A 12357-nucleotide genomic window follows, 5' to 3' on the forward strand; every position below is an offset into this window, starting at 1 on the left:
TTTACGCGACTCTTATTCTGTTGATGTTAATCTAAGATTTATCTAGCAGTACATAGAGACATTGAAGGCAGAAATAAATCCGGAATCACGCGAACGTTCTGCGTAATTGCCCCTCGCTGAACGATGTCGAAGTCTTCCGACAGTCGCGCAGAGAGAAATAAACATCGATAGGAAATCTACGAGGTGAGAATCGAAACGAGCCAGCCGCAACGAGCGTTGCTCTGACGTTTTCTGCACACGCAATGTGCCGCGCTCAGCGTTCGCTGATGGGTCAATATCGGATGGCAGAAAAGACAACGGGGCCGAAGCCCCGTAGAAACATCAGAAAGGTTTGATCACCACCAGCGCGACGGCCGCGAGCATGCCGAGAACAGGAAGCTCATTGAACATCCGATACCACTTGTGCGAGCGCGTATTTTCACCACGTTCGAAAGTGCGCAGCAGCACGCCGCAATACGCGTGATAAACGATCAGCAGCACGACCACGCCAACCTTCGCGTGAATCCAGCCCTGCCCACTGCCGATGCCGACCGCGAGCCACAGCCACAGACCGCATGCCAACGCCGGTACCGCAATGAACGTCATGAAACGAAACAGCTTGCGCGCCATGAGCAAGAGGCGCTTCACCGCATTCGGGTCGGTCTCCATCGCGAGATTCACGTAGATTCGCGGCAGATAGAAAAGCCCCGCGAACCATGAGGCCACCAGAACGATGTGAAACGTCTTGATCCACAGCATCGGCATCCATCCTTCTGAAATTATTGACGGCCTTCGCCGTGCCCCAGCACGACGTATTTCATCGACGTCAGCCCGTCCAGTCCGACGGGACCGCGCGCATGCAGCTTGTCGTTGGAAATGCCGATCTCCGCGCCAAGCCCGAACTCGAAGCCGTCGGCAAAACGCGTCGACGCATTGACCATCACGCTCGCCGAATCCACTTCGCGCAGGAAGCGCATCGCGCGGTCGTGGTCTTCCGTGACGATCGCATCCGTGTGATGCGAGCCGTATTCGTTGATGTGTTCGATCGCCTCGTCGATGCCGTCGACGACCTTGATCGCCAGCACGGGCGCGAGATATTCGGTGCGCCAGTCTTCTTCGGTTGCATCGACCAGCGGCGTGACACCCGCCGCTTCCAGCACCTTGCGCGCCGCAGGATCGACACGCAGTTCCACGTCCTTGCCGCGATACAGCTTGCCGAGCGCCGGCAGCACCTCGGCCGCGATACCGCGTGCGACCAAAAGCGTCTCCATCGTGTTGCACGTGCCGTAACGATGCGTCTTCGCGTTATCGCAAACCGTCATCGCCTTCGCGATGTCCGCGCGATCGTCGACATACACGTGGCAAATGCCGTCGAGGTGCTTGATCATCGGCACGCGCGCTTCTTCCATCAGACGCGCGATCAGGCTCTTGCCGCCGCGCGGCACGATCACGTCGACGTATTCGGTCATCGTGATGAGCTTGCCGACTGCCGCGCGATCGGACGTCTCGACCACTTGCACCGCTTCCTGCGGCAAGCCCGCTTTTTCGAGCCCTTCGCCGATCAGCTTCGCCAGCGCCGTGTTGCATTCGAGCGCTTCGGATCCACCGCGCAAGATCGTCGCGTTGCCAGATTTGAGGCACAGCGCCGCCGCGTCGATCGTCACGTTCGGCCGCGATTCGTAGATGATGCCGATCACACCCAGCGGCACGCGCATCTGGCCGACCTGAATGCCGCTCGGCCGATACTTCAGATTGCTGATCTCGCCGATCGGATCGGCCAGCGCGGCTACCTGCCGCAAGCCTTCGACCATCGTCTTCAACGCCTTGTCCGACAGCGTCAGGCGATCGATGAACGCAGCGTCATGACCTTTCTCGCGAGCACGCGCCAGGTCACGCGCATTCGCTGCTTTCAGTGCGCCAGTCTCGCGTTCGATCGCGACTGCAATGGCTTCGAGCGCGGCATTCTTCGCCGCCGTCGACGCCCGCGCCATCGCACGCGATGCGTGACGCGCGCGGCGGCCGAGGTCGGTCATGTACTGGTCGATATCCATGATGATTCCCGTTGTGCCGCGATATGCGTGGATGCGGCAGACGATTTCTGTAAGCGGAACGATCCGCCGATTGTATGACGTGTGACAGTTGTCTGCTCGGGCGAGCGGCGCCGTGTCACGGGCTGGGAAAGGCTGCCGCGCCGCGTTTGCGATGAATCCGGTGTTCCGCCGATACGCCCGCTTGATTCAGGCAAGGTCAGCGGCCAGATCCGTCAAGCGTGCGACAGCCTACGACGGTCGGCGCATTGGCGCCGGTCGCGCTGGAGCTGGGCGATTGGGCACGGCACGCGCCTCGGAAGCGGATGCGCCAGCGACGGCCATCGCGAGTTCGAAAAGCCCCGCCCACGGATCCGGCGGTGGGTCGTTGCGATGATCGCCCGGTGTGCCGCCCGACAACCCCTTCACCTGCCGATCGAGCTTCGCCGCCAACGCCAGCGCCTTTTCCAGCGACGCCTCTGTCACACGCGACAGCGCCGGCCCGACGAGCCGCTCGCGCGGCCCCCACACGCGGTTTTCGCGCAGCAGCATCGGCAGCGGCTTGCCCGCCTCGACACCGCGCTTGATACGCAGCAGCGTCCGAATTTCTTCGACGACGGCCCACAGCACGAGCACAGCGGCTTCGCCTTCGCCCTTCAGCCCGTCGATCATCCGCGACAAACGGCCGACATCGCCCGCGAGCATCGCTTCATTGAGCTTGAACACGTCGTAGCGCGCGACGTTGAGCACGGCGTCATGAACCTGTTCGAACGACAGCGCGCCGGACGGATACAGCAGCCCGAGCTTCTGGATTTCCTGATGCGCAGCGAGCAGATTGCCTTCGACGCGCTCGGCGATGAACTGCAGCGCGCGCTTGCCCTCTTCGCCCGGCGCGACGCGCTGACCTTGCTGCGCGAGACGCTGGCCGACCCAGCCAGGCAACTGCGCGCGCTCGACGGGATCGATCTTCAGCGCGACGCCCGCATCGGCCAGCGCGGTGAACCACGCGGACTTTTGCGTTGCCGCGTCGAGGCGCGGCAACGTAACGAGCGTCAGCACATCGGGATTCGCCGATGCGGCCAACGTCTTCAGCGCATCCGCGCCTTCCTTGCCGGGCTTGCCCGTCGGGATGCGCAATTCGACCAGTTGCCGGTCGCCGAACAGCGACATCGACTGGCTCGCGCCAAGCAGCGAACTCCAGTCGAAGCCGCGCTCGACCGTGAACACCGTGCGGTCGGTGAAGCCGCTCGCCCGCGCCGCCGCGCGGATGCGGTCGCACGCTTCCTGCGCGAGCAGATGCTCGTCGCCGTACACGACGTACAGAGCGGCGGGACCTTTCGCGAGATGCGCTTCGAGCGCGTCAAGACGCAGTTGCATGGCGACGGATGAACGAGAGTGAAAGCAGGTCGATGCCGTGGATCAAAGCGGCGGAGGCGGCAGCGGCGCGCGCGGATTGACGCCCGGCACTTCCTGGCCCGGCGCCGGATGCAGCGAACGCACGACGGCAAGACGGCGCATCAGCTGATCGACGGCGTCGTTCTGCATGTCCGCGTACAGGATGTCCGCTTCCGAAGCCTTCGCTTGCGAGAACTGGTCGCTATACGTCATCGCGCGATTCAGATGGATCGCGCTAGGCGGAATCAGTAGCGTGCCGTCCGCGCCGCGCACCGTGTAGTTCAGCCAGTAGTCGAGCGCGTATTCCTCGACGACGCCCAGCGAGTTCAGCGTCAGCACGCTGTTGCCGCGTCCTTCGGAAATCGACAGGATGGCGTCGGCGTTGGCGGGCGAATTCACGATCACGGTGTCGCTGCCGCCCTGCACCATGCGCGTGAGGCGCGCTGAAACGGGCGCCGTCGCGCCCGTGATGGCGAGCCGCTTGAACGCGTAGTCCTGCTGGCCGCGCAGCTGGAAGCCGCACGCGGACAGTAGCGCCGCGCTGCACGCCAGAGTCAAAAACGATCTGCGAGTCACATGAGCTCCTGGTTCGCAGTTAAAGCGCAATCGATGCGTGCATCAGACGACGATGTTCACGAGGCGGCCCGGCACGACGATCACCTTCTTCGCCGGCTTGCCCTCGCTGAACTTCGCGAACATTTCGTGCGCGAGCGCGACGGCTTCGATCGCTTCGCGCGATGCGTCCTTCGCGACCGTCACGGCGCCGCGCACCTTACCGTTCACCTGCAGCACGAGTTCGATCTCGCTCTGCTCCAGCGCCTTTTCGTCGACCTTCGGCCACGGCGCGTCGAGCAGCGTGCCGAACTCGGCTTCGTAGCCGAGTTCCTGCCACAACTGGAACGTGACGTGCGGCACGACCGGGTACAGCACGCGCAGCAGCACGCCGTAGGTTTCGCGCAGCACGGCAGCGCCCGCGCCCTTCGCACCTTCGACCGCGTTGAGCATCTTCATCGCCGCCGACACGACCGTGTTGTACTGCAGACGCTGATAGTCGAAGTCCGCCTGCTTCAGCACGCTGTAGATTTCACGGCGCAGCGTCTTCTCGGTATCGGTGAGCTTCGCGGCGTCGAAAGCGCCGCGCTGCGAGAGCGCCGCTTCATTCGCCTGACCGAACGACCACACGCGGCGCAGGAAGCGGCTCGCGCCTTCGACGCCCGCGCCCGACCATTCGAGCTGTTGCTCGGGCGGCGCTGCGAACATCGTGAACAGACGCGCGGTATCCGCGCCGTACTGATCGATCAGCACTTGCGGATCGACGCCGTTGTTCTTCGACTTTGACATCTTCTCGACGCCGCCCAGCACGACGGGCTGGCCGTCGGCATTGAGCGTCGCGCCGACCGGGCGGCCCTTGTCGTCGTGCGTGACGGTGACGTCGGCCGGGTTGTACCAGGTCTTCTTGCCGGCGTCGTTTTCGCGGTAGTACGTTTCGTTGAGCACCATGCCCTGCGTGAGCAGGTTCTTCGCCGGCTCGCCGAACTTCACGATGCCCAGATCGCGGCAGACCTTCGCCCAGAAGCGCGAGTACAACAGGTGAAGAATGGCGTGCTCGATGCCGCCGATGTACTGATCCATCGGCATCCAGTAGTCGGTCCGCTCGTCGACCATCGTCTTCGCGTCGGGTGCAGCGTAGCGATAGAAGTACCAGGACGAATCGACGAACGTGTCCATCGTGTCGGTCTCGCGCTTCGCGGCCGCGCCGCAGGTCGGACACGTGCAGTTCAGGAACGCTTCCGACTTCGCGAGCGGATTGCCCGTGCCGTCCGGTACGAGATCTTCCGGCAGCACGACGGGCAGATCCTTCTCGGGCACCGGCACATCGCCGCACGACGGGCAATGGATGATCGGGATCGGCGTACCCCAGTAGCGCTGGCGCGAGATGCCCCAGTCGCGCAGACGCCACGTGACCTGCTTGTCGCCGAGGCCCAGCGCTTTCAGATCAGCCGCGATTGCGTCGACGGCTTCGCCGTACTTGAGGCCGTCGTACTTGCCGCTGTTGACCAGGACGCCGTTTTCCTTGTCGCCGTACGACTCGTGCCAGGCGTCCGTCGAGAACGGCTGGCCTTCGACCGCGACCACCTGCTTGACGGGAATGCCGTACTTCTTGACGAACGCGAAGTCACGCTCGTCGTGCGCGGGCACGCCCATCACGGCGCCTTCGCCGTAGCTCATCAGCACGTAGTTGCCGATCCACACCTCGACCTTTTCCTGCGTCAGCGGATGCGTGACGAAAAAGCCCGTGGCCATGCCCTTCTTTTCCATCGTCGCCATGTCGGCTTCGGCGACGCCGCCGTGCTTGCATTCGTCGATGAACGCCTGCAGCTCCGGCCGTCCCTGTGCGAGATGCGTGGCCAGCGGATGCTCGGCCGCGACCGCGCAGAAGGTGACGCCCATGATCGTGTCGGCGCGCGTCGTGAACACGCGCAGCAGCTTCTGCTCGCCGTCCAGTTCGTACGGGAAGCCGAAGTTCACGCCGAAGCTCTTGCCGATCCAGTTCTGCTGCATGATCTTCACGCGCTCGGGCCAGCCGAGGCCTTCGAGATCGTTCAGCAGCTCATCCGCGTACTGCGTGATGCGCATGTAGTACATCGGGATTTCGCGCTTCTCGACGAGCGCGCCCGAACGCCAGCCTCGGCCGTCGATCACCTGCTCGTTGGCGAGCACGGTCTGATCGACGGGGTCCCAGTTCACGGTGCCCGTCTTCTTGTACGCGATGCCCTTTTCGAGCATCTTCAGGAAGATCCACTGGTTCCACTTGTAGTAGTCCGGGCTGCAGGTGGCGACTTCGCGCGACCAGTCGATGGCAAGACCCATCGACTGCATCTGCTTCTTCATGTACGCGATGTTGTCGTACGTCCACTTTGCGGGCGGCACGTTGTTGGCCATCGCGGCGTTTTCGGCGGGCATGCCGAACGCGTCCCAGCCCATCGGCATCAGCGTGTTGTAGCCGTTCATCCGCAGATAGCGGTACATCACGTCGTTGATCGTGTAGTTGCGTACGTGCCCCATGTGCAGCTTGCCCGACGGATACGGCAGCATCGAAACGCAATAGAACTTCGGCTTGTCGGCCTTTTCCGTCGTTTTGTACGCGTCGGTGGCGCGCCATTGTCCTTGCGCGGCGGATTCGACGTCGGAGGGAACGTATTTTTCGTGCATGGTGTGATGGGATCGCTGTTCGGTGCCGCTGTTCGGATGCTTCGGCACCGGCACGGTGCTCTGCTTGATGAAAATCTTGTCGGTTCCCCTTTCGTCAAGGGGAAAGGGCTGATTATACCGTTCGGCCGGGTTCACGCCGCGCGCGATTGAGCGTGTGCGATACGTTTTGCCCGCCGATTCGGCGCGATGAGCGGTGAATGCGGGCTTTTGGCCCGGCAGACGGCGCGCTTCGGTTATTGCGCGGACGATGCGCCGACTGCAGGCGCCGGCTGGCCCGGTTTGGCGTCGCCCGGCGGCTCCGTCACGAAGCCGATCCGTTCCAGACCCGCCTGCTGCGCCGCGCCCATCACCTGCGCGATCACTTCGTAGCGCGTCGAGCGCTCGGCGCGCAGATGGATTTCCGGCTGGTCCTTCTGCTTGCCCGCGTCGTTGAACTGCGCGCGCATCTGGTCCAGCGTGATGGGCTTGTCGTTCCAGTAGAGCTTGCCCGCGGCGTCGATCGACAGCGTGATCGTCTGCGGCGTCTCGCGCGCCTCGGCGGCCGCGACGCGCGGCAGATCCAGCCGGATCGCGTGCGTGAACAGCGGTGCCGTGATGATGAAGATGACGAGCAGCACCAGCATCACGTCGATCAGCGGCGTCATGTTGATGTCCGCCATCGGCGCGGCCGTCTTGTGCCTGTCGAGTCCGCCGAATGCCATGTGTCGTGCCTCGCTCTTGCCGTTTGATACTTGCCGGTGCCTGCTGTCTCGGCGCGTCAGCCGCCTGCCCGATGCGGCGCTATGCCTGCGTCCGCGCGGGCGCCCGTTCGCCGTGATCGCCGCGCGCGCCGCCGCGCGTGTTGTCGGGCGTATTACCGGGTCCATCGCCCGCAGGCGCGCAGACGTAGGCGTGCAGATCGTGCGCAAAGCCGTCGAGTTCCTCCGACAACTGCCGCACCATCCGCCCGAGCACGTTATAGGCGAGCACGGCGGGAATCGCGACGACGAGGCCGAACGCCGTCATGATGAGCGCCTCGCCGACGGGGCCCGCGACGTTCTCGATCATCGCCTGCCCGCTCTGCGCGATGCTGCCGAGCGCGTGATAAATGCCCCACACCGTGCCGAGCAAGCCGACGAACGGCGCCGTGCTGCCCACCGACGCCAGCAGCACCTGCCCGAATTCCAGCCGCCGCTGCGAGCGGTGCAGCGCCTGGCGCAGCGCCCGCAGCACGCGTTCGCTGCGTTCGACGCGCGCGAGCAGCACGCCCGGCGTCTCGACTTCCGATGCCTGCAGCGCCGCTTCCGCCAACGGAGAAAAGATATGCTCGCGATCCGCGAGACGCAGCGCCGCGACGCCATCGGACAGCGTCGGCGCCTGCCAGAAGCGCACGATGGCGCGCGGCCCTTGCCGCTTCGCGCGGCTCAGTATCCAGCTTTTGACGATCAGAAAACACCAGCTCGCAACCGACATCGCCAGCAGTACGTACGCGACGCCATGCGTGATGGCGTCGCTGGTTTGCAGGTAGTGGATGATGCCGGTGTCTGCCATTGGAGCTCTTGGGTCGCCTCGGCTACGGCGCCTTGGCGGGTGAGAACAGGCTGACGCGGGGCTTAGTGCAAGCCGAGCACGTCCTGCATGTCGAACAGGCCGTTCGGGTGGCCTTCGAGGAAGCGAACCGCGCGCACCGCGCCTTGCGCGTACGACAGACGGCTCGCCGATTTGTGCGTAATTTCGATGCGCTCGCCGATGCCCGCAAACAGCACCGTATGGTCGCCGACGATATCGCCGCCACGAATCGCCGAAAAACCGATGGTGGACGGATCGCGTTCGCCCGTCACGCCTTCGCGTGCGTAGACGGCGCAATCTTCGAGCTTGCGGCCAAGCGCGTTGGCGATCACTTCGCCCATCGTCAGCGCCGTGCCCGACGGCGCGTCGACCTTGTGACGGTGATGCGCCTCGATGATTTCGATGTCGTAGCCTTGCGAGAAATGCTTGGCGGCGAATTCGAGCAGCTTCATCGTCACGTTCACGCCGACGCTGAAGTTCGACGCGAACACGATGCCGATTTTTTCCGCCGCAGCGCGAATCTGCGCCTTCTGTGCTTCGTCGAAGCCCGTCGTGCCGATCACGAGCTTCGTGTTCGTGCGCAACGCCGCGTCGATGTGCGCGAGCGTACCCTCGGGGCGCGTGAAGTCGATCAGATAGTCGGATTGTGCGAGCACGGCGTCGATATCGTCCGACATCAGTACGCCCGTCTGCTTGCCGAGGAACGCGCCCGCGTCCTGGCCGAGTTGCGGCGCGCCCGTGCGGTCGAGCGCACCCGACAGCGTGACTTCAGGATCGTTGAGGACGGTTTCGATGAGCATCCGGCCCATGCGGCCCGACGCGCCCGCGATGGCAATTTTCATGGGTAGTCCTGCTAACAGCGCCTGCACATCGCGCCGACAGGCAGCGCGCCGGGAGGCGACAAAAGAAACGAAGCGGGCGGCGTCTCAGAGCGACACGACGTCGCGGCAAAACGCATGACGGGCGGACACGCCGCCCGTCATGTTAGGGACAACGGAATCAGCCGCCCGTTCCCGTGCCCGATTGTGCGGAAGATTGCGACGACTTCGCGGGCGCGTCTTTCGACTGGCCGTTGTTGCTTTCCGGACCCGTTGGGCCCGTCGGGCCGACCGGGTTGTCGCTCGGTACGCCCTGCATCTGCGGAGGCGGCGGACGCGTGAAGCGGAACTGCGGCTGGCCCGGCTCGGTGGAGTTCTGCGGCACGCCACCATTCGACTGCGGCGTGTTCGCGCGCACCGACGGCGTCGTGCCAGGCGCGGGCGACTGAACCGCGTTGGTCGCGCGGTTCGCAGCCTGCGCGGCCTGCGCGTTCGCGTCGACAGCGGGCAGATTGCCGGCCTGCGCGGCATCGGAAGTCGCCGAGCGCACGGTGTCGGGCACGGCGACGGGCGCAGGCGCAGGCGCAGCCGCTGCAGCCGCCGCGCTCGCCTCGGCCGTCGAACTGGCGACCACAGGCGCAACCTTCACTTTCTTGCCTGTACGATCGCCGTCGATTTCGGCGAGCAGTTCGAGGTTGGACGGCAGATCTTCGCCGCCCGACCAGCTCGCGACGCGATCACCCGTGAAGTTCACGATGAAATCGCGCTGCTGGACGACTGCCGTCGAGCCGCGCTTGAAATAGAAGACGTAGTCCCAGCGGTCCGCGTGGAACATATCTGCCAGAAGCGGCGTGCCAAGTATTTGCCGGACCTGGGCGCGCGACATGCCGACCTGCATTTGCGCGGCCGCTTCCTTCGAGACGAAGTTACCTTGAACCACGGTAATGCGGTACGGCGTGATGCTTTGGGCAACACGCTGAGTCAGGCTGTCATACGTGGAACATCCAGCAAGAACCGCCACCGCCGCCGCGACGATCAAGGTACGCCGTATGCGGCTCCCCCGGTTGATCAATAGAGCTTTTGGAATCATTTCCCTCACCGTGCGGGCTACGCGAGCCGCGCGTGTTTCCGTGTAAGATGACCTGAACAGCAATTCACATTACCATTAGAACCCTGCATTGTACTCTAGGGATCCCTTGCCATGACCAATCCAACCGATCTGAAAAATATCGGACTCAAGGCGACCCTACCGCGCCTCAAGATTCTGGAAATCTTTCAGCACAGCCCGGTGCGCCATCTGACCGCCGAAGATGTCTACCGCAGCCTGCTGCATGAAGAGCTGGATATCGGGCTCGCCACGGTGTACCGCGTGCTCACGCAGTTCGAGCAAGCGGGCCTGCTGTCGCGCAGCAACTTCGAGTCGGGTAAAGCCGTATTTGAGCTGAACGAAGGAACGCACCACGACCATCTGGTGTGTATCGATTGCGGGCTGGTCGAAGAGTTTTTCGACCCTGAAATCGAAAACCGCCAGCAGGCAATCGCGAAAGAACGCGGCTTCAAGCTGCAGGAACACGCGCTGGCGCTGTATGGCGTGTGCACCAAGGACAAATGCCCGCATCGCAAGCATTGACGCGGGTTTCCGGGCCTTTCGCGGCAGCGCGGCCCGGAGCGGATGGCCAGTAAGACGTAGAAAGGCCCGGTCGATTTCGTCGACCGGGCCTTTTGCTTTCCTCTGCTTACCGATCCTCAAACGTCCGCTGTTTCGAACGATTCACGCTCCAGACGCCACGTTTGCGGCAACGCCAACTCATCGCAATTCGGCCCCTCACCGCCGCGATCGACGACGAGAAAATCGCTCACGCGCTCCAACGCGAGCAACGGATGATGCCAGACGCCTCTCGCGTAGTTGACGCCCTGCCAGCCGCGCGTCGAGAACGCTCTGAGCCCGGTCGGATCGAGATCGCCTGCGGGTGCGACGACGATCAGATAAGGCGCATCCGATAGCGGCACGAACGCCTGGCTGCCAAGCGGATGCCGCTCCATCATCGCGATTTCGATCGGCCATGCACGCGGCTGCGCGCGAAACACGTTGATCAGCGGGCGGCCGCCTTGCGTGCCGACATCGACTTTCGCGAGGTCGTGGTAGCGCTCGGTGGTGCCTTCGTTGATCGGGTAGTGGCGCGCGCCGTCCAGTTCGATCACGTCGCCGAATGGAGCGAACGCGTCGCGTGTCAGGCGCTCGATGCGCAGTGTGTTCATGGCCGTCTCCGTCGATCGTCTCTGCCTTGCAGCGTGCGTTATTCGAGTTCGCCCCACAGGCGCAGCCGCGACACGCCGCCGTCCGGGTAAATGTTGAACCGCACGTGCGTCACGGGACCGAGCGCGGTGAGTTCGGCGCTGAACGTATGCACGTTGTCCATCTGCAGTTTCTGTTCGGGCAACAGAACAGGCCAGAACATCGCTTGCGTGACGAGCGAATCGTCGGTGCCGCCCGTCACGGACGCCGCCTGCAGCGAGCAGCGATCGGGGAAATTACCCTTGAAGTGCGCCGTGTCCACTTCGACCTTGCGGATCACGCCCGGCCGCGCGAGCGCGACGATCGCCCAGTCGTTGCCCGGCTCGCGGCGCCGGCGCGTTTCCCAGCCATCGCCCATGTTCACGCCGCGCCCAGGCATCAGCATCTGCGACGCCGGCCCGAAATGCTGGTTGTTCGCGGCGACCAGATACGCGCCGTTTTCGACTGCGGCCAGATCGAGCAGACTGCCGCGCTCGACGCGCTCCCAGTCGCGCTTGGGTTGCCCGTAGACGCGCAGACGCGCAAGCCCGCCATCCGGATACAGATTCACGCGCAGATGCGTGAACGCGCGCGTATCGCTGACTTCGACATAGTGATGCTGATTGCCCTGCAACGTGGTCGCGGGAACGAGCGTTTGCCAGTCGGCGTTGTCGGCGGGGACGTCGTCGGTCGAATAGCAGGCTTCGATCGAGGCGGCGGGCGGGAAATTGCCCGTGAAGTGGCTCGTGTCGAGATCGACACCATGCACGATGCCCGGCCGCGCGAGCCGCACGACGCAGTAGTCGTGGCCCGTGGTGCGCTTGCGGCGCGTTTCCCAGCCGTCCATCCATTTGCCGTGATCGTCGTATTTGCCGGGGATGAACACAGCAGGCTGCGGATCGAGCATCCGCTCTTTGGGTGCGAAGAATTCGTCGCTGGCAAAGAGCGCCTTCGCGCCCAGACGCGGATCGGCGAGGTTCATGTAGCGGCGGGTGAAGGCGGGTGCGTTCGGATCGAGAATCGGATTGGCCATGATCGGTTCAGTGTCGAGTTCGAGTGAGATGAGAGGCGGCGGACTGTGAGTCCGCCGCGTTTGCCATGA

Annotated in this window: 12 protein-coding genes; 1 reads left to right on the forward strand and 11 read right to left on the reverse strand. The window is 63.9% G+C overall.

Features of this window, described 5'->3' with window-relative positions:
* Positions 1–321: 321 nt before the first annotated feature.
* From PPGU16_RS13845 to PPGU16_RS13885, 9 genes are all read right to left on the reverse strand, one after another.
* Positions 322–744, reverse strand: coding sequence for a CopD family protein (locus tag PPGU16_RS13845; protein WP_180720479.1), 423 nt, complete (start codon positions 742–744; stop codon positions 322–324).
* Between the two features lie 14 nt (positions 745–758).
* Positions 759–2030: a glutamate-5-semialdehyde dehydrogenase gene (locus PPGU16_RS13850; RefSeq protein WP_180720480.1), complete on the reverse strand. Its 1272-nt coding sequence runs from the start codon at positions 2028–2030 to the stop codon at positions 759–761.
* A gap of 228 nt (positions 2031–2258) precedes the next feature.
* Entirely contained in the window at positions 2259–3383 is a 1125-nt protein-coding gene (gene holA, locus PPGU16_RS13855; protein ID WP_180720481.1) for a DNA polymerase III subunit delta, read from the reverse strand.
* 42 nt (positions 3384–3425) lie between these two features.
* A complete protein-coding gene (locus PPGU16_RS13860; protein ID WP_180720482.1) occupies positions 3426–3977 on the reverse strand; it encodes an LPS-assembly lipoprotein LptE in 552 nt (183 codons plus the stop codon).
* 42 nt (positions 3978–4019) lie between these two features.
* Complete coding sequence (gene leuS, locus PPGU16_RS13865) at positions 4020–6614, reverse strand: leucine--tRNA ligase (protein ID WP_180722635.1); 2595 nt, start codon at positions 6612–6614, stop codon at positions 4020–4022.
* Between the two features lie 233 nt (positions 6615–6847).
* Positions 6848–7315, reverse strand: coding sequence for an ExbD/TolR family protein (locus tag PPGU16_RS13870; RefSeq protein WP_180720483.1), 468 nt, complete (start codon positions 7313–7315; stop codon positions 6848–6850).
* Positions 7316–7394: 79 nt separating this feature from the next.
* Positions 7395–8144 carry a MotA/TolQ/ExbB proton channel family protein gene (locus PPGU16_RS13875; protein WP_180720484.1) on the reverse strand — a complete coding sequence of 250 codons (750 nt, stop codon included), beginning with the start codon at positions 8142–8144 and terminating at the stop codon, positions 7395–7397.
* A gap of 62 nt (positions 8145–8206) precedes the next feature.
* Positions 8207–9004: a 4-hydroxy-tetrahydrodipicolinate reductase gene (gene dapB / locus PPGU16_RS13880; protein WP_180720485.1), complete on the reverse strand. Its 798-nt coding sequence runs from the start codon at positions 9002–9004 to the stop codon at positions 8207–8209.
* Between the two features lie 157 nt (positions 9005–9161).
* Positions 9162–10070, reverse strand: coding sequence for an outer membrane protein assembly factor BamE (locus PPGU16_RS13885; protein WP_180720486.1), 909 nt, complete (start codon positions 10068–10070; stop codon positions 9162–9164).
* Between the two features lie 111 nt (positions 10071–10181).
* On the opposite strand from PPGU16_RS13885, the gene fur reads away from it, so the two are divergent.
* A complete protein-coding gene (gene fur / locus PPGU16_RS13890; protein ID WP_054928985.1) occupies positions 10182–10610 on the forward strand; it encodes a ferric iron uptake transcriptional regulator in 429 nt (142 codons plus the stop codon).
* Positions 10611–10726: 116 nt separating this feature from the next.
* Here the strand turns inward: fur and PPGU16_RS13895 are convergent, their stop codons facing one another.
* Both PPGU16_RS13895 and alc read right to left on the reverse strand, forming a co-directional pair.
* On the reverse strand, positions 10727–11239 hold the full coding sequence (locus tag PPGU16_RS13895) for an ureidoglycolate lyase (RefSeq protein ID WP_180720487.1): 513 nt from the start codon (positions 11237–11239) through the stop codon (positions 10727–10729).
* A 38-nt stretch (positions 11240–11277) separates the two neighbouring features.
* Positions 11278–12288 carry an allantoicase gene (gene alc, locus PPGU16_RS13900; protein ID WP_180720488.1) on the reverse strand — a complete coding sequence of 337 codons (1011 nt, stop codon included), beginning with the start codon at positions 12286–12288 and terminating at the stop codon, positions 11278–11280.
* Positions 12289–12357: the final 69 nt, after the last annotated feature.

This window comes from Paraburkholderia largidicola (assembly GCF_013426895.1).
GTDB classification, from domain to species: Bacteria; Pseudomonadota; Gammaproteobacteria; order Burkholderiales; family Burkholderiaceae; genus Paraburkholderia; species Paraburkholderia largidicola.